We start from the raw sequence: 16,763 nt of genomic DNA, 5'->3' as shown, positions 1-16,763 counted from the left end.
CCTCACGGCCTGTGCGGGAATCACCATGTCCAAGCGCCCCGAGTCGTCCCGAAGGAACACATCATGAGCGCCACCATCACTCCCATCTCCACCTCGATCGGTGTGCAAGTCAACGGGCTGAACAGTGCCGACTTCACCACCGCGGACACCGCCGAGCAGTGCAAGCGGCTGCTGGCAGATCACGGTGTCGTCGTCTACCGTGAGGCGCACATCGGAGACGCCGACCTGGTCACCTTCAGCCGGTTGCTCGGCGAGGTCGTAATCGCCTCTGCTGGTGGGCATCCCGACTATCCGGAGATCTCACCGGTCAGCATGGACCCGTCCAAGAGTGCACTTGCTGGATTGCGGCGCAGCACCATCTTCTGGCACACCGACGGACTCATCGACGAGGTCCCCCAGAAGGCCACCCTGCTGACAGCACGCGAGGTTGCCGACGATGGCGGAGACACCGAATTCGCCAACACTTACGCCGCATTCGACGCGCTGCCCGCCGACAAGAAGACCGCATACGAGAAGTACCGAGTGGTGCATAGCGTGGCGGCATCACAGTTGCTGCTGAACCCTGATCCGACGGCCGAGCAGCGCGAAAAATGGGACCGCGCACCGTCCCGTGAGCACCCGCTGGTGTGGAAGCACCGCGATGGGCGCAAATCGCTACTGATTGGAGCGACCGCCGGCGATATCGTCGGGATGGACCACGAGCAGAGTCGAGCCTTCCTCGATGAGATCCTTGACTGGTCCACCCAACCGCAATTCGTACTCCATCACCATTGGGCTGTTGGCGATCTTGTGGTGTGGGACAACACCGGAATGCTGCACCGCGCCATCCCGTACGAACCGACTTCCCGCCGGCTGATGCACCGCACCACTTTGGTCGGAGAGGAAGCCATCGCGTGAGCGCACTACCGGCATGGCCGGTTGCACCTACAGCCATCGTGACCGGCGGAGCATCCGGTATCGGATTGGCCATCGCGCAACGACTTTCGGCCGAAGGCGCGGCGGTGGCGATCTTCGATCTCGACGGGAAGGCTGCCGCGGTCGCTGCAGACGCGATCAAGGCCGACGGTGGGCGCGCACTCGGCCTACCAGTCGACGTCACTGACCGCGCCCGTATCGACAGCGCCGTGGCCGACGTGGTTGAGACCCTTGGACCACCAACGATCTTGGTCAACAGCGCAGGGCTGGACGGCTTCGAGAAGTTCCTCCACATCAGCGCCGAAAGCTGGCGAAAGATCCTGGCCGTCAACCTGACTGGAACTTTCGACTGCTGTCAGGCGGTCGTGCCCCACATGATCGACGCCAATTGGGGCCGCATCGTCAACATTTCGTCTTCTAGCGCACAGACCGGTAACCCGCGAATGACCCACTATTCGGCGGCCAAGGCCGGAGTCGTCGGATTCACCAAAGCGCTCGCTCAAGAACTCGGCCCGCGCGGAATCACGGTCAATACAATCCCTCCGGGCTTCATCGACACCCCGATGCTGCGCCGCACCGAGGAACGGGGACTGCTCGGCCCTGGTGTCGAGGCGACGGCGGCGACCACACCGGTGCGGCGGGTAGGCCGACCCGAGGACATCGCCGCCGCGTGCGCGTACCTGGTCCGCGATGAAGCGGGCTACATCACCGGACAAATCATCGGCGTCAACGGCGGAAGGACCATCGGCTGACATGGCACGCATCGAACCTCTCAAACCCCGCGATTTCCCACCGGAGATGCGCGAGGCGCTGTCTGCTCTGCGTCCTCCCAACCCCCGCCACGAACCGCTGCCCACCACCGACCGACCCAAAGCGCTGCACGTGCTGGGCGCCATGGCTCACCATCCGGAGTTGGCCCGGGCGTACTTCACATTCAATGGCCACCTGCTGCTCGGCACGACGCTCACTGAGAGACACCGCGAACTGCTAGTCATGCGGGTGGCAGCTGTGCGCAAGTGCGGCTACGAGTGGGCTCAACATCTGTTCGTCGCGCGCGACGCGGGATTGACCGACGAGGAGATCGGGCGGATCGCTTACGGTCCGGATGCACCATTCTGGAACCCATTGGAGGCCGCCATGTTACGCGCCACCGACGAGCTTATCGATCCGGGCGCGATCTCCGAGGCGACCTGGCAGACGCTGGCGACAGAGCTGGACAACCAGCAGATGCTCGACCTGATCTTCACGGTGTGCGGCTATGACGCACTGGCACGAATGTTCGGCTCGTTGCAACTGACCATTGACGATGACATCGCCGGCCTGATGGACCGATACGACGAGCTGTTCTGATGAGCGCGACCAATATCCCTCTGGTGGCGGTGGTCACGGGGGCCAGTAGGGGAGCAGGGGCCGGGATAGCGCACGCTCTGGGTAGCCACGGCGCCAGCGTCTACGTGACTGGGCGCAGTGAGAAGCCTGGCGACTCGGCGCTGCCCGGAACCATCTACGAGACCGCCGAACGGGTCACCGCCGCCGGTGGCCGAGGCATCGCGGTGCGCGTCGATCACAGCGATGACGATCAGGTCTGCGCGTTGTTCGACCAGATCCGAAAAGAGCAGGGCCACATCGATATCCTGGTCAACAACGCGGCCGTGATCCGCGACGAGATGATGGGCCGCACTAAATTCTGGGAAGAGCCCCTCAACGTCATGGACACCCTCGACGTCGGAGTTCGCAGCAGCTACGTCGCCACCGTGCTGGCTGCACCGCTGATGCTCCCACAGAGAAATGGATTGGTGGTTTTCACTTCATCCTCAGGCGCGGTGCACTACGCGTTCGGCCCCGCCTACGGTGTACCGAAGGCCGCGGTCGACAAGATGGCCGCCGACATGGCATACGACTTCAAAGAATTCGGCATCGCCGCATTATCGATCTGGATGGGATCTCTGCTGACCGACCGCGTCCGGTCCATTGTCGCGTCGAATCCACAGAAGTTCGGGCACATCCTCGACACTGCGGAAACCCCTGAATTGACTGGTCATGTGATCTGGGCGCTGTACCACGATCCTGAACTAATGGCTCTCAGCGGTCAGACACTGATTGGCGCCGAAATGGCCCGCCAGTACAACATCGTCGACGAGGAGGGACGCCAACCGCCTTCTTACCGTGAGCTTTTCGGCGTGCATCCCCATCGACAGTTCGCGCACACGATGCGCTAGCAACTGGCCGTCGCGGCTGCGATTATCGGGACAGCCAGTCATCCATCGCGACGAAGCAATCTTGCGCATTGCGTTGGAGATTGAGCATGTGGCCGGCGTCGGGAATCACCGCGAAATCGAAGTTTGGTCCGATGCCTTGTGCCACGCGGCGGACAGTGTCGTGAGTATCGGTTTCGCCGAGTGACTGGTCGATCAGTAACGCGTCGTGCTGGCCGATCAGGCCCAGTGCAGGCGTGGCTATGGCGCGAATACCCGGACCGGCCACTGCCGCATCGGAAAGCTCGGCTTTGGTGGCGGCTCCCTTGATCAACGAATCGAATGCCGGCATAGCGGGATCGGTCTGGGCTGCCCAGTACCGCAACTGTTCCACTCCGAGATCTGCTCGGGGAACAAGGTATTCGTCATCCACGATGCCCTGCAACTGAGGTAGTCCCTCCAGAGCCGACACAAAGGCATAGTCGAACAAGTCATCGCCCATTGCCGGCGTTCCGTCGACCGGAAGGTAGCCGGTGAGCACCACCGCGTCCACGTCGGCACACACCGCGGCGGTAGCTCCGCAGACCACCGATCCCATCGAATGTCCAACGAGGACAACACGTTCAATGGACGGAATGCCAGATCGGCCGGCTCGGATATCCCGCACGATCTGACTGAGGGTGTGGACGTGCGCTGCGACGTCGATCTCGGCGCCGGGAGGATAGGAACTGTGTCCGCAGCCGATCCGGTCGATGTTGAGCGTGGCGATGCCGCGTTGCGCGGCCCATTCGACGTACGAGTAGCGCTCGGCTTCCAGCGGCCAGTCCCAATACCGGTGATCAGAGCCCGCCCCGTGAACCAGGATCTGGAGTTCGTTTCGTCGCAGTTCGGTGGGGATGGTCAGCCATGCGGAGATATGCCATTGCGGCCACGCCGCCTGTTCTGGTGCGTCGACGCCGAAGCACAGCTGGCGGCGAAGGTTCATGCGAGCTCCTGTCGATTGGGGTATTTATGACTCGCGGGTGGTTCCGTCCAGGCGGCGGACTTCCAGTCCCCATTTTTCGATGAGGTCCAGGCTGTACAGCATCTTTCCGGTGGTTTCAGTGTCGCAATCACACAGCGCAACAACGGCTTCCACGATTTCTTCCACAGATTCGAAGAACTCGGCGGGCAGCGAGTCGCCCATGAGCTCGGCGAAGCCCTCGCTCATGACCGCGATGCGCGGGCCGACCGCATTGACGCGAATACCGCTACCGTAGACATCGCCTGCCAGTCCAGCGGTGGTGCGGTTCAGTGCGGCCTTGGTAGCGCCATAGACCTCCATCCGCGAGCCCTGCGGCCCCAGGTAGAACGGCGGTCCTTCGATGAAGGTGGCGCCGACACTGGTCAGGTTGACGATCCAGCCGGCACCCGCTTCGCGCATTCCTGGAATGACATCGTGTGCCAGGCACAGCGGCGCGATGACGTTGCACGCGTAGGCAAGTCGCTGTTGGGCCGCGGTAATTTCGGTGATGGGGTAGGACGCCGAGGCGGCGGCGTTGTTGACGAGGATGTCTATCGGACCGCCGAGAATCTCGACAGCTTGCCGGATCACCTGGGCGCGTTCGGCATCGTCGGCGATGTCGGCGACCACCGACCCGACTGTGGTTCCGTACTTGTCGCAGACCGCCTGGGTTTCACGAAGGCTGCCGGTCACACCGTCGGTGGCCTCCAGCGTGCGGGCCACAAGCACGACGTCGGCGCCCTCGGCAGCCAAGCGCTGAGCGATGCCGGCGCCGATCCCGCGACTGGCGCCGGTGACCACGGCTCGGCGTCCGGCGAAGCGTCCTGTTGTCACGAATTCTCCTCCGGTGTCTTGGTTTCCCGCTGGCTGGCCGCCGTCTTGCTTCCTGCCGCGGTGAATGCCGCCAGGTCGTACTTTCGTCCGATACTGCTGGTGGTTTCGAGCGATAGAGCCGCTGCCAACGTCAGATCCTGTCCGCGGTCGTAGAGGCTGAGCGTCTCGGTGACCGCGCTGTTGGCCGGTATCCGTTGAGCAAGCGAAATGGTGAACGGCAGCAATTCGTCATGGTCCACAACGTGGTTGACCAGACCGATGCGCAGCGCTTCGGCCGCATCGACAAAGGCGCCGGTGACTGACATCTCCCGCGCTTTGCGTACTCCCACCGCCCGGGGCAGCAGCGCGGTCAGCCCCCAGGTCGGAACAACCCCAAGAAGGGCATGGGTATCGGCAAAGCGCGCGCGTTCGGAAGCGACGATGAACGAGCTACTCAACGCGACTTCCAGTGCCCCAGATACGCAGGCGCCGTTGACAGCAGCGATGACGGGTTTGCGCACGGCCCGTATCGCACCGGCCGGGGTGAGGTCCAGCGGGCTGCCTGTCTCGCCGGGTCCCCGTTCGAGTTGTTTGAAATCCACCCCGGCGCTGAACACGGGGTCGGTCCCGGTCAATACGACCGCCTTTACTGCGTCGTCGCGGTCGGCTTCCGCCATCGCGACACGCAGTGCGCTGCGCAATGGGCCGTGCATGGCGTTCTTGGCTTCTGGCCGGTCGATGGTCACTACCCGCACCGCGCCGTGTTGTTCGACCCGCAGGCACTCCGTCATCGGCGTGCTCATTTCAAGGAGTAACGAATAGGCAGATGTTTGAGGCCGCCGACGAACGTGGTCGCGGTGAGCTCGGGCGAGCCCATCGCTTCGATCGATTCCAGCCGCGGGACCAACTCGGAGAAGAAGCTGGTGATCTCCAGCCGGGCCAGCGCTGCACCGAGGCAGAAGTGCACGCCGTGGCCGAATGAGAGGTGTTTGTTCGGGTCGCGGCCAACGTCGAAGGTGTCCGGTGCGGTGAACACCTCTTCGTCGTGGTTGGCCGAAACATATGACAGCAGAACGGATTCTCCTGCGGCAATCGGCACGCCGCGCACAGTGGTGTCGGTGGTCGCGGTGCGCATCATCCCGGTGACCGGGGTGACCCACCGAATCATCTCCTCGACAGCCGTGGGCATCAGGCCCATGTCCGCCTTCAGTCGGAGCCGTTGCTGAGGGTGTTCCATGAGTGCCTGCATGCCCCCGGAGATGACAGCGCTTGTGGTGTCGTGACCGGCTGTGGCGACAATGAGGTAGTACGACACCGTGTCCAGGTCGGACATCGGTTCGCCGTCAATGGTCGCGTTCGCGATCGCCGAGGCCAGATCTTCGGTTGGGTTATCCCGGCGCGATGCCGTCAACGCGGTGAAGTACTGGAACATCTCCAGCAGCGCCGTCATCTGTTCTTCGTCTGTGGCGCTGCGCTGGAATTCGGAATCCTCCGATCCGACGAGCTCTTGGGTGAGCCGCAGCATGAAGCTGAAGTCGGATTCGGGGATGCCCAGCAGGGACATGATCATGTACAGCGGGTAGTTCACCGCTACCTGCTGCACGAAGTCGCATTCGGGTCCTTCGGCGAGCATGACGTCGACGAACCGCTTGGCCAATTCCGCGGCCCGATCAGCCAATTTACGCATGGCCTTGGGCCGGAACCAGTTGGCCCCGATAGCGCGGATGTCCCGGTGCCGCGGGTCGTCCATGTGGATCAGCGTGGCGACGCCCGCCGCAGCCTGCATCTCTTCCTGCTCTGCGCGCATCAGTACCGGCCGCGGTCCGTTGATGAATACGTCGTTGGCTCGCTCGACCTCGAGCACGTCGGCGTGTTTGGTGATCGCCCAGAACGGGCGGTAGTCGGGGGCCTCGACCAGCGCCACCGGCGTGGTCGCGCGCAGCCTGGCGAGAGCGGTCTTGAGCCGGCGCGGATCGGTGTAGGCAGTCGGATCGGCGAGGATCCCCGGGCCGTCGGCCGCTGTCGCGTCGATGATGTTGGCGGTCATGGCCGAACTCCCGTTTCTATGTGGTGCGTGGCGCCCGAATCTTCCCGTGGCCCAGCTTTATGCGTTAAAACCACAATGATTTTCTTAGCAGCACGTGGCCCGCGCCACAAGAGCCGCTTTGGAAGCCGGCACCTGATCACCCCCTTGTGCTTGGCGTCACATTCACGCTACGGTTAAAACACCGATGGTTTCTTATCTGCATCATCAGTAACAGACGAGGGAGATGACGCATGGCAGACACAGCACTTCGGACCTTCATGGACCGGCCGCTGGACTACTTCGAAGAATCCGTGACGAAGATGCACAGCGTCCCCCGTGAGGAACTTGAGGAGATGCAGCGCCAGGCCATGATCGAGCGCTTCGGGGAGCATCGTGAGCAGATCGAGATGGTGCGCAAGCTCGCCGACCGGCTCGGAGTGACGTCCGTTGACAAGTTCGAGGACATGGTGCCGCTGATGTTCTCGCACACCGCGTACAAGTCCTATCCGGCGGCGTTGATTGACAACAACCGCTGGGACCTGATGACCAAGTGGCTGGGCAAGCTCACCGCCTACGACCTGTCCGGGGTGGACACGCAGGGGTGCGAGTCGATTGACGAGTGGCTGGAGCGCCTCGAAGCGCAGACGCCGCTGCAGCTGGTGACATCTTCGGGGACCACTGGCACGTTCTCTTTCATCCCGAAGGACGAGCCGATCACGGTGCAGGGCATGCGAATCTGGAAGATGATGGTCTTCCAGCACTTCGGCACCGAACCGACCGAAGACGAACTGAACCCGGTGGTCGATGTGATCTGGCCGAACTTCAGCGAGGGCCGGTTCGGGATGACCCGGATGGTGCCGTGGATCAAGCGGGAGTTCACCGGCGGCGACGAAGGCCGTTTCCACGCACTGTATTCCGGTGCCATGGACACCGACCTGATGTTCCTGGCCAACAAGATGCGCCTGGCCGCCTCTCGCGGTGAGCTGGACCGGCTGCAACTGCCGCCGAAGCTGGCCGCCCGCAAGGACGAGTTCGTGGCCTTGCAGATGCGCCAGATGACCGAGGTCCCGGAGTTCATCGCGCGGCTGACCAATGAACTGCGCGGCAAGCGGGTGTTCATGACCAACACCTACAACCTGATGTACAACCTCGCCGCTGCCGGACTGGCCGAGGGCGGCCGCGCGGACTTCACACCGAACTCCGCCATCCTGACCGGAGGCGGCGCCAAGGGGCAGGTGCTGCCCGAGGGATACATGGACGTCATCCGCGAGTTCTATGGCGGCGTGCGCATCCAGGAGGGCTACTCGTTCTCCGAACACAATGGCGTCCACTTCGCCTGCGAGGAGGGCCGATATCACATCCAGCCGTGGGTGATCCCGTACATCCTCGATCCGGAGACCTCGGAGCCGATGCCACGCACCGGAACGCAGACCGGACGGTTCGCGGTCTACGACGTCATCAATCAGAGCCATTGGGGCGGGGTGATTACCGGCGACGAGGTCACCATCAACTGGGCGACGCCGTGCCCGTGTGGACGCTCCACTGTCGCGCTGGAGCATTCGATCATGCGGTTCTCCGAGAAGAAGGACGGTGACGACGACAAGATCTCTTGTGCGGCAACGCATGAGGTGCAGAACGAGGCCATCGACTTCTTAGCATCCGCGAAGCTTGCGGAGCGGATCAACGGAAGAGGTACAGCATGAGCACGTTCACCGTCCCGATGTTTGTGCGCGGTGAGTTGATCACCGACGATCTGGTTCCGTTCGCGACTCGGCTCGACCACAGCTTCGCTGCGCCGGATCCGGTGAAACACGCCCATCGGCTACCGCTGGCTGACCCGTTGGACATGTCCGATCTGTACATGGTGTCTCTCGACGAGATCCTCGACGTGCTGACTGAACTCGGGCAGGCGCTGGCGTTCGAGCACAACGGCTACATGCAGGAAGCCTTCCAGGCGTGCCTGGTCTCCAACCCGATGGCCGAATCCATCCTGCGTACCGGATATGTGGCGCTGCCGGCGATGTTCACCCGGAATTCGATGCGCGAGCTGGCGGACAGGCAAGTTGGGGTCGACTACTTGGAAGGCTGGGTGCCCCAACAGCTTCTGGACGGCCGGGAGATCCGGATTCGTGCGTTCGGCGCCCGTACCCTGCACGTGCCTGCGGGAAACGGCGGGCTGGTCGCCGGTATCACGGTGCTGCGCAACGCGATTACCCGCAGTGACGCCATCATCAAGGCCCCCTCCAACGATCCGCTGACCGCGTTGGCCATCGCCCGCACCCTGGCCGACATCGCTCCGGATCACCCGGTCACCAAACACCTGGCGGTCGCCTACTGGAAAGGCGGCGACGAAGCCGTCGAAGCACAGCTCTACAAGCCCGAATACGTCGAGAAGATCGTCGCCTGGGGTGGTCTGGCGTCGGTCAAGCACGTCACCAAATACATTCAGCCGGGTCTGGAATTGATAGCCCTCGATCCCAAGCGCAGTGCCACCATCATTGGTCCGGAAGCCTTCGATGACGAGGACACTCTGAAGGAGGTGGCCCAGCGAGCCGCCTGCGACGTGGGTGCAGGAAATCAGGAGGGCTGCGTCAACGCGCGAGTGATCTACGTGCTCAGCGGAACCGACGACGCGGGCTTGGAGAAGGCAAACAAGCTGGGCGAGTTGATGTACCAGGCCATGGTGTCACTGCCGGAATTCATCAGCACCAAACCCAAGGTGGTCAACCGCACCCTGCTCGAGCACATCGAGGGTTCCCGGCTCACCGATGACTGGTACCGGGTCTACGGCGGCGAGCAGGCCGAGGGTGCCATCGTCGTCTCGCAGCTCGACGAAGCCGTGCCGTACTCGACACTCTTGTCGGGCCGGGTCGCCAATATCGTTCCGGTGGGCTCCATCGAGAAGGTGACCGACGCCGTCAATGCCTACACCCAAACCATCGGTATCTACCCGGAATCTCTGAAACTGCAACTGCGGGATAGGCTTCCACTATTCGGTGCGCAGCGGCTCACTTCCTTGGGGTTTGCGGCGAGCGTCAACTTCACCATCCCACAGGACGCCATGGAGCCGGTGCGGCGGATGTGCAAATGGATCGTCGAAGAAGTGTGCGATCCGGAGCGGGTGTTCCCGCTGTGGAAAGCACCCGATCTGATCAGCGGCTGAGCCGGCGCGCGGACGTACCATCCAACGATGGCAAAGCCACTGATCCCGGTCGAAGTGATCTACACCCGCGCCCTGGAACTGCTGGACGCAGAGGGTTCGGCCGCTCTGACGACCCGCCGACTGGCGGCGGACCTGAAGATCTCCACCCGCACGCTGTATCAGCAGGTCGGTTCCCGCGACGAACTGATCCGGGCATTGGTAGCCCAGCATTTCTCACAACTGCGGTTGGATTTCCACGAGCGCGAGCAATGGGAGGCGACCGCGCTGCAATGGTGTCTGTCGCTACGCGATGCGCTGTACGCGCATCCGTATCTCACCGAACTGATGACCGTCGACGACCGCGGCGCGATCATGGATTATGTCAACGAGCTCGTCGAAGCCACACTGCGCGAAGGGATTCCGGAGAAATTGGCTGTCGAATGTTGCCGCGCTCTGGTCAACCTGACGATCAATCATTCGATTGTCGAGGTGCGCGGCGCGCACCAGCTGAAGCCCTCTCGCGAATCAACGGCCGAATCAGCCCTGATCGAGAAGAACTTCCCGATGTCCGTCCAGTGGATTCTGGCCGGAGTACGTCAGGAAGCGGCCTCATCGTCGCGATCAGAGGGTTCGCGGGCGAAAACCCCCAAGCCGCACCGCCGTGTGGTGTGAGACTGCAGTATCACAGCACTCCATTGTTCATTCTGAGCAAGCCGAATTATTCACCTGCACAACAGAAGAAGGTTCAGCGATGACCGATGTGCTCGCCGACGGACTGGGATTCACCGAAGGGCCCGCTTTGCTACCGGACGGTCGGATCGCAGTGACCTCGATCAGCCATGGGTGCGTGTACGTCGTGGACCTCGGCGGCGGTGCGACGGAGAAGATTGTCACCGGCGGCGGCGCCAATGGCCTCGTCGTCTCCCCGGACGGCACCATGTACATCGCCCAGAACGGTGGGATCTTCGGAGCTAGCGGCGCTGCCGAGCCCGGCGTGCAGGTGATCCGGGACGGCAGGGTGGAGTATCTGACTGCGGGCATGGATGCGCCCAATGACCTGGTATTCGGTCCCGATGGGCGACTCTGGGTCACCGACACCCGGGCCGAGATCGACTTCTTCAATCCCAACCCGGACCACAAGGGCTGGGTGTGGGCTGTCGACACCGTCAGCGGTGCAAAGGAGTTGGTACTGGCTGATGGCCCCATCTTCATCAATGGCCTGGGCTTCAGCCCCGACTTTCACAACCTGATGGTGACGACCACCTGCGGTGCGCAACTCTGGCAGTACCCGGTCGGCAGCGACGGCAGCCTGGGAACCGGTTCTGTGCTCCACACTTTCGAGAATGGCTGGCCCGACGGCATGGCTGTCTGCGCCGACGGCGGGTCATGGGTCGCGCTGACCGGCGGGCACCGTCTCGACCTCATCAGCACGACGGGGGAGCGCGTCGACAGCGTGGCGCTGCCGGACGGTGCGCTACCCACCAACGTCTGCCTGGGCCGCAGCCCTGGCGAGCTGTTCGTCGCGGCGTCCCGTCTGCAGGCACTTGTACGCGTCGACACGGGCAGGATTCAACAATGAACGCGATTGACGGCAAGACCGTAGCCATCACCGGCGCAGCGAGAGGAATCGGGCTGGCCATCGCACGGGCTCTTCTCGACCGAGGCGCGACGGTGGTCATCGGTGACCGGGATATTGCTGCGTTGGACTCTGCCACGGCCGAACTGGCCCGCCCCGGCAGAGTAACCGCACACCCATTGGATGTTGCTGATCCGCAATCTTTTTCGAACTTTATTGAGCAGACCGTCGCCGATGCGGGTGGGCGGGTTGATGTGTTGATCAACAACGCAGGGGTGATGCCGATCGGCCCTTACCTGGAGCAGTCCGAGCAATCGATCCGTGCTGCAGTCGAAGTTAATTTTTGCGGCGTGCTAACCGGTTGCCGTCTGGTGCTGCCGCACATGCTGGCACAGCACGGTGGCCACATCATCAACATCGCGTCGCTGGCCGGCGCCGTGCCGGTCCCCGGCCAGGTCGTTTATGCGGGCACCAAGGCAGCCGTCGTCGGACTATCTACAGCGCTGGCAGATGAATTCGCTCCGCAGGGAGTGCAAGTCAGCGTGGTCATGCCGCCGTTCACCGCTACCGAGCTCATCGCCGGAACCAAGACTCCCTCCGGTAGCAAGGTGGTCTCCCCGGATGAGATCGCCCGGGCAGTCGTGAAAGTGCTCGAACACCCGAAAACCCATGTGGTGGTGCCGTATTCGATGAGATTCATCGCTCCACTGATGTCGATGATGGGTCCGAAGAGTCGGCGGTGGCTCAACGCGCGAGTCGGCTCCGACCACGCTTTCCTCACTGTGGATCGCGGCGCCCGCCAGGCCTACGAGACGCGCGTGGAGACGTCGCTTGACCCGCTACGGAGTGCAGATGACTGACCGGACGATCCCAAACAGCCGTCTGGACGGGTAGACATGCACGTCGGATTGATGGACTCGGTGATGGCCGCGCGGGGACGCGCGGATGCGTTCAGCCGAGCAAGTTACCTCAGCGCGGTGGCCAATCGTATTGATACGTATTGGATACCGGACCACATCAACGGTCAGACGCCTCGGCCCCTTTGGGACCCGAAATACACCTCAGCCGCGCGGCTGCTGAAGTCTCCGGATGCCGCGCTTGAGGCGTGGACGCTGCTCGGCAGCATTGCCGCCCGTCGCCGTTTCAACCGTATTCGGTTGGGCATCGGGGTCACCGACACCGGCAAACGGCATCCCGCGGTGACTGCGCAGGCGGCAGCCACCCTCAATCTGATGACTCGTGGGCGAACAATACTGGGTATCGGGCCAGGTGAACGTGTAGGCAACGAGCCATACGGCGTCGACTGGTCAAAGCCGGTGGCGCGCTTCGAGGAGGCACTAGCAACGATCCGTGCCCTCTGGTATTCCAATGGCCAACTGGTAAACCGTGATTCGGCGTTTTTCCCGCTGCGCGATGCACTGTTCGACCTACCGCCTTACAAGGGTAAGTGGCCCGAGATCTGGATCGCGGCGCATGGCCCGCGCATGCTGAGAGCAACCGGCAGGTACGGCGACGCATGGTTCCCCGGATTCGCCCACCGGCCGGAAGACTACGCAGCGCGACTGGAGATTATTCGTAACACCGCGTCGGATGCGGGACGTGACCCGATGTCCATCACGCCGGCATTCTGGATTCCCGTCGTGGCGGCACCCAAACGCGAAGATGCCGAAGCCGCAATGGATTCGATCATCGCCAAAGCGTGGGCTTTCGTGGCACCGGCAGAGTTCTTCGCGCACTACGGCGCGGCGCATCCTATGGGCGACGACTTCTCGGGAATGCAAGACCTCTCCGCGTTCACGCTCGATGAACAGAGCATCCTGCAAAAGACGGCCCAGGTACCACTGGATGTGGTCAAGGGCATGATGCTGCACGGCAACGTCAACGATGTACTCGACCAAGCCGCAGTATGGCGCGACCACGGAGTACGACACATCGTGGTGGTCAACTTCGGCCCGATGCAGCCGAGCGCCCGCAACGCGATGATGACGATCCCAACCTTCAACAAGGTCATCCGAGGACTCAAGAGGCTATGACCCAGGAGCCTTAAAGCCAGGAGACGTCAGTGCGCAGCGCGTTCTATGAGCGCTTCCCATTCCTGTACAACGATATTCGCGCTCTCGACTGCCTCTACAGGTACACCCCACTTGAGCATCGCGCGGGTACCCGTGACGCACAGGATGGTGGCACCGAACGCCGTCCAATATTCGCGGTCGCGGGTTGTACGGCGGGTCAGCTGCTCCCATCGGTCCCAGGTCTGTTCAGGTGAGGGAAGTCCTGTTGCCGGCCGATCGGTGAGCAGCCGCGTAAAAGACTCCTGCATCAGGCAATAGCCGATATCGGCGGCCGGATTGCCGATGTAGGCAACCTCAAAGTCCACCAGCGTGGTGGCTTCGTTCCCGTTGAGCAGCGCATTGCCAAGGCGGGCATCACCCATGCACAAGGCCGGTTTGTCATTGGCGTCGTCAGGTATGTGGGTCGCCAACCAGTCGATGACGGCGAGCTGGCGTGGCACGAGTTCTGTGGGCGCGGCATCGAGCAGGGACCGGCGCCAGTAGTTGAGCATGTCGACGACTCCGGATTCCACGTAGTGCGCAGGAACGGAATCTGTGTCCACTGAATGCAACTGCGCCAGCCGGTCGATGAAAGACCACCACACAGCCTGTTGAACTTCGGCGCTGGCGTCACGGAACCAGCCGTCGCCGTGGAAGCTTGCCGGGGTGCTCTCGGGTACTGTGCGCCCGTCAACAAGTTCCATGACGAAACACGGTTGGCCCAGGACTGCGCCGGTGTCGTCGATGGCAACGATACTGGGAAGTGGAGCACCGACTTGCTTGGCAGCTTTGATGATTCTGCCTTCGCGAGATGCGTCGCAATCGAAGACCAGGCCTGACTCCGTGGTTGTTTTCAGCACCAGGTTTGCGGGCCCGTCAGCTGTGCGGAAGTCGAGTTTCCAGGCACCACTTGAGTTTCCGCCGCCCATCCGTCCGACGGTGAGATCGGCAATCGAAGGGTTGACGGTGGCAATCAGCCAGTCCGCGAGCCTGCTGTTGTCGAAAACCGGGGGAGTATCGGTGCTGTCGCTCATCGGGCGTACGCCTTCACAATCGGTGCGAATTCGGTGGGTGTGGTCCCGTGCATGATGACACCGTCACAGCCGAGTTCAAGCTGATGGCGTATGGCGGCGGCGCATTGTTCGGGTGTACCGGTTGCGCTGGCCTCGAGCCATTCGTCGGGCAACAACGTGGCTATGTGCTCGAGTTGTTCTGGCGTGCCGATGCCGTCGATCGATCCCGGGATGTTCTGCACTACAGGATCTGATCGAAAGCGGGCCAGTACTGCTGGATCCCACTGGTTGATGCTGACCATCAGGTCCCCGTACCCCTGGAGGTAGGTGGCCAGCCGGCCGATCGACTTCTTGATTCGGAGCGGTTCGGGGATGTGGTCACCAATGGTCGCGAAGCAGGACCAGACGCGCACAGTGTCTGGGTTCCGGCCGGCTTTCTCGGCGGACTCTTTCACGATGCGCACACAGCGCTCGGTGGCTGCATCGCTGAAATAAGTATGCAGGATGACTTCGTCGAAACATCTGCCACCGAGTTTGAGCGAGTTAGGGCCTAGGGCAACCAGGCTCATCGGAAGATGTTCGTCAAGCGTCGTGTCGAGTTGGAGCACAGGCCAGGAACCGGCCGGACCGTCGTGGCCGAGGATGGTTTCGCCGTGGAACATCCGCCGCATGATGCCGACGAAATCCTCCATCTGCGCGGTAGTGATGTGAGCCATGCCGTACACGTCCTGCATCAGCGTGACCCCGCGAGCCAAACCTAGAACGAAACGGCCGTCGGTGACGCTCTGCAGTGTTCGAGCCATGCCGGCGGTAACCATCGGATGGCGCGTGTTGTGGTTGGTGGCCGCTACGTGGATGCGGATTTTCTCGGTTACCGCACCGGTGGCACCGGACAACGCACCCACTTCTTTGAGGTTGTACCGCTCGGAGATGAACGCGGTGCCAAGGCCCATCTCTTCGGCTTCCCGCACCTCGGTGAGAGCAACCCGGGCGCTGGTGGGCTGCCCACCAAGCAGGTAGAAGCCCAGCTCGGGGTGATGCTGATTCATGTCGACTACTCCGGATTCGTTGCCGCGAAGGCGATTCCACGCCGCCGGTGCCGACGTTACCATTGACATAGTGTTAATGGATAGGATTGGATTCAGGCATGGCCCGTTCACGCTCGACCACCGTCCACGGCAGCCCCACGGTTCTGATCACCGGAGCCGGCAGGGGCCTCGGCAAGACCGCCGCCCTGAAGCTGGCATCCACCGGCTGGCATGTCTATGCCTGCGTGCGCACGGACGCCGACGCCCAGCAGATGGCCGCGCACGCCGGAATCACGCCCGTCATCCTGGACATCACGAACAGCGAGCACCTGGCCAAGCTCACAACGCAGTTGCCGGACCGGCTCGACGCACTGGTCAACAACGCGGGCGTGGCGGTCGGTGGGCCTATCGAGACGCTGGCGATCGACGATCTGCGATGGCAGCTGGAGGTCAACGTCATCGGTGGCACGGCCGTCACGCAGACAGTTCTTCCGCCGATCCGAAAGGCCAAGGGCCGCATAGTTTTCATCTCGTCCACCAGCGGGCGGGTTGCGACGCCGTCGCTCGGTGCCTACGGTGCATCCAAATTCGCACTCGAAGCGATCGGCGACTCTCTGCGAAATGAACTGCGCCCCTGGGGTATCAGGGTCAGCCTCATTGAGCCGGGCCAGATCGATACCGATATGAGCAAGGATTCCCACCAGCAGCACGACGAGAACGTCGCGAAGATGACACCCGAACACCAGGTGCTCTATGCCAAGCACACCGCCGGCATGCATAAGGCGATCGACCTCATGGATGGCGTGATCTCATCGCCGGAAGAGATCACAGTGGCGATCGAGCGCGCACTGACCGACAAGCGACCACGGGCGCGCTACCTGGTCGGCAAGGGCTCAAAGGCACACGCCTACACCCGAATTCTTCCCTCGGCGATCACCGATGCGATCTTCTCCAAGGCGACGGGCATTCCTAAACACCTTTAGCCGCAACCACATAGCGCT

At 62.5% G+C, this 16,763-nt stretch carries 17 protein-coding genes; 11 read left to right on the top strand and 6 right to left on the bottom strand.

Features of this window, described 5'->3' with window-relative positions; translation table 11 throughout:
* Positions 1-63: 63 nt before the first annotated feature.
* From M2432_RS08125 to M2432_RS08110, 4 genes are read left to right on the top strand one after another with little or no spacing between them, the layout of a single operon-like run.
* Complete coding sequence (locus tag M2432_RS08125) at positions 64-897, top strand: TauD/TfdA family dioxygenase (RefSeq protein WP_280826282.1); 834 nt, start codon at positions 64-66, stop codon at positions 895-897.
* A complete protein-coding gene (gene fabG, locus M2432_RS08120; RefSeq protein WP_280826281.1) occupies positions 894-1,667 on the top strand; it encodes a 3-oxoacyl-ACP reductase FabG in 774 nt (257 codons plus the stop codon). The genes M2432_RS08125 and fabG overlap by 4 nt, the downstream gene beginning before the upstream one ends.
* A 1-nt stretch (position 1,668) precedes the next feature.
* The gene (locus M2432_RS08115) at positions 1,669-2,265 is read left to right on the top strand and encodes a carboxymuconolactone decarboxylase family protein (RefSeq protein ID WP_280826280.1); all 597 of its coding nucleotides are present in this window, start codon (positions 1,669-1,671) and stop codon (positions 2,263-2,265) included.
* Complete coding sequence (locus M2432_RS08110) at positions 2,265-3,134, top strand: SDR family NAD(P)-dependent oxidoreductase (RefSeq protein ID WP_280826279.1); 870 nt, start codon at positions 2,265-2,267, stop codon at positions 3,132-3,134. The genes M2432_RS08115 and M2432_RS08110 overlap by 1 nt, the downstream gene beginning before the upstream one ends.
* A gap of 22 nt (positions 3,135-3,156) precedes the next feature.
* Here the strand turns inward: M2432_RS08110 and M2432_RS08105 are convergent, their stop codons facing one another.
* The 4 genes from M2432_RS08105 to M2432_RS08090 are packed head-to-tail and all read right to left on the bottom strand — an operon-like array spanning position 3,157 to position 6,973.
* Positions 3,157-4,095, bottom strand: coding sequence for an alpha/beta fold hydrolase (locus tag M2432_RS08105; RefSeq protein WP_280826278.1), 939 nt, complete (start codon positions 4,093-4,095; stop codon positions 3,157-3,159).
* A 24-nt stretch (positions 4,096-4,119) separates the two neighbouring features.
* Entirely contained in the window at positions 4,120-4,947 is an 828-nt protein-coding gene (locus M2432_RS08100) for an SDR family oxidoreductase (RefSeq protein WP_280826277.1), read from the bottom strand.
* The gene (locus tag M2432_RS08095; RefSeq protein WP_280826276.1) at positions 4,944-5,717 is read right to left on the bottom strand and encodes an enoyl-CoA hydratase; all 774 of its coding nucleotides are present in this window, start codon (positions 5,715-5,717) and stop codon (positions 4,944-4,946) included. The genes M2432_RS08100 and M2432_RS08095 overlap by 4 nt, the downstream gene beginning before the upstream one ends.
* An 8-nt stretch (positions 5,718-5,725) precedes the next feature.
* On the bottom strand, positions 5,726-6,973 hold the full coding sequence (locus M2432_RS08090; protein WP_280826275.1) for a cytochrome P450: 1,248 nt from the start codon (positions 6,971-6,973) through the stop codon (positions 5,726-5,728).
* A gap of 230 nt (positions 6,974-7,203) precedes the next feature.
* Between M2432_RS08090 and M2432_RS08085 the strand changes: the two genes are divergently transcribed.
* The 6 genes from M2432_RS08085 to M2432_RS08060 all read left to right on the top strand — a co-directional run bounded on the left by M2432_RS08085 (position 7,204) and on the right by M2432_RS08060 (position 13,703).
* Positions 7,204-8,655, top strand: coding sequence for a hypothetical protein (locus tag M2432_RS08085; RefSeq protein ID WP_280826274.1), 1,452 nt, complete (start codon positions 7,204-7,206; stop codon positions 8,653-8,655).
* Positions 8,652-10,115, top strand: coding sequence for an acyl-CoA reductase (locus M2432_RS08080; RefSeq protein WP_280826273.1), 1,464 nt, complete (start codon positions 8,652-8,654; stop codon positions 10,113-10,115). The genes M2432_RS08085 and M2432_RS08080 overlap by 4 nt, the downstream gene beginning before the upstream one ends.
* A 27-nt stretch (positions 10,116-10,142) precedes the next feature.
* Complete coding sequence (locus M2432_RS08075) at positions 10,143-10,766, top strand: helix-turn-helix domain-containing protein (RefSeq protein WP_280826272.1); 624 nt, start codon at positions 10,143-10,145, stop codon at positions 10,764-10,766.
* A gap of 79 nt (positions 10,767-10,845) precedes the next feature.
* Positions 10,846-11,673, top strand: coding sequence for an SMP-30/gluconolactonase/LRE family protein (locus M2432_RS08070; RefSeq protein WP_280826271.1), 828 nt, complete (start codon positions 10,846-10,848; stop codon positions 11,671-11,673).
* Entirely contained in the window at positions 11,670-12,530 is an 861-nt protein-coding gene (locus M2432_RS08065) for an SDR family oxidoreductase (RefSeq protein ID WP_280826270.1), read from the top strand. Before M2432_RS08070 ends, M2432_RS08065 begins: the two co-directional genes overlap by 4 nt.
* 51 nt (positions 12,531-12,581) lie before the next feature.
* Positions 12,582-13,703 (top strand): LLM class flavin-dependent oxidoreductase, encoded by a 1,122-nt coding sequence (locus M2432_RS08060; protein ID WP_280826269.1) that lies wholly within the window; start codon positions 12,582-12,584, stop codon positions 13,701-13,703.
* A 26-nt stretch (positions 13,704-13,729) separates the two neighbouring features.
* Here M2432_RS08060 and M2432_RS08055 read toward each other — a convergent pair whose 3' ends face one another.
* Both M2432_RS08055 and M2432_RS08050 read right to left on the bottom strand, forming a co-directional pair.
* Positions 13,730-14,755 (bottom strand): phosphotransferase family protein, encoded by a 1,026-nt coding sequence (locus M2432_RS08055; RefSeq protein ID WP_280826268.1) that lies wholly within the window; start codon positions 14,753-14,755, stop codon positions 13,730-13,732.
* Positions 14,752-15,846, bottom strand: a complete 1,095-nt coding sequence (locus M2432_RS08050) for a TIGR03857 family LLM class F420-dependent oxidoreductase (protein WP_280826267.1) — start codon at positions 15,844-15,846, stop codon at positions 14,752-14,754. Before M2432_RS08050 ends, M2432_RS08055 begins: the two co-directional genes overlap by 4 nt.
* Positions 15,847-15,881: 35 nt before the next feature.
* On the opposite strand from M2432_RS08050, the gene M2432_RS08045 reads away from it, so the two are divergent.
* Positions 15,882-16,745, top strand: coding sequence for an SDR family oxidoreductase (locus M2432_RS08045; protein ID WP_280826266.1), 864 nt, complete (start codon positions 15,882-15,884; stop codon positions 16,743-16,745).
* Positions 16,746-16,763: the final 18 nt, after the last annotated feature.

The sequence above is a fragment of the Mycobacterium sp. OTB74 genome (genome assembly GCF_029892685.1).
Classification (GTDB): domain Bacteria; phylum Actinomycetota; class Actinomycetes; order Mycobacteriales; family Mycobacteriaceae; genus Mycobacterium.
Note: the sequence above shows the minus strand (reverse complement) of the source record. Positions and strands in the feature narration are given on the sequence as shown.

Excerpts from the sequence above, each read along its gene's own strand:
- M2432_RS08125 (WP_280826282.1), top strand. The coding sequence starts at position 64 with ATGAGCGCCACCATCACTCCCATCTCCACCTCGATCGGTGTGCAAGTC.
- M2432_RS08115 (WP_280826280.1), top strand. The coding sequence starts at position 1,669 with ATGGCACGCATCGAACCTCTCAAACCCCGCGATTTCCCACCGGAGATG.
- M2432_RS08110 (WP_280826279.1), top strand. The coding sequence starts at position 2,265 with ATGAGCGCGACCAATATCCCTCTGGTGGCGGTGGTCACGGGGGCCAGT.
- M2432_RS08105 (WP_280826278.1), bottom strand. The coding sequence starts at position 4,095 with ATGAACCTTCGCCGCCAGCTGTGCTTCGGCGTCGACGCACCAGAACAG.
- M2432_RS08095 (WP_280826276.1), bottom strand. The coding sequence starts at position 5,717 with ATGACGGAGTGCCTGCGGGTCGAACAACACGGCGCGGTGCGGGTAGTG.
- M2432_RS08090 (WP_280826275.1), bottom strand. The coding sequence starts at position 6,973 with ATGACCGCCAACATCATCGACGCGACAGCGGCCGACGGCCCGGGGATC.
- M2432_RS08085 (WP_280826274.1), top strand. The coding sequence starts at position 7,204 with ATGGCAGACACAGCACTTCGGACCTTCATGGACCGGCCGCTGGACTAC.
- M2432_RS08080 (WP_280826273.1), top strand. The coding sequence starts at position 8,652 with ATGAGCACGTTCACCGTCCCGATGTTTGTGCGCGGTGAGTTGATCACC.
- M2432_RS08075 (WP_280826272.1), top strand. The coding sequence starts at position 10,143 with ATGGCAAAGCCACTGATCCCGGTCGAAGTGATCTACACCCGCGCCCTG.
- M2432_RS08070 (WP_280826271.1), top strand. The coding sequence starts at position 10,846 with ATGACCGATGTGCTCGCCGACGGACTGGGATTCACCGAAGGGCCCGCT.
- M2432_RS08065 (WP_280826270.1), top strand. The coding sequence starts at position 11,670 with ATGAACGCGATTGACGGCAAGACCGTAGCCATCACCGGCGCAGCGAGA.
- M2432_RS08060 (WP_280826269.1), top strand. The coding sequence starts at position 12,582 with ATGGACTCGGTGATGGCCGCGCGGGGACGCGCGGATGCGTTCAGCCGA.
- M2432_RS08055 (WP_280826268.1), bottom strand. The coding sequence starts at position 14,755 with ATGAGCGACAGCACCGATACTCCCCCGGTTTTCGACAACAGCAGGCTC.
- M2432_RS08050 (WP_280826267.1), bottom strand. The coding sequence starts at position 15,846 with ATGGTAACGTCGGCACCGGCGGCGTGGAATCGCCTTCGCGGCAACGAA.
- M2432_RS08045 (WP_280826266.1), top strand. The coding sequence starts at position 15,882 with ATGGCCCGTTCACGCTCGACCACCGTCCACGGCAGCCCCACGGTTCTG.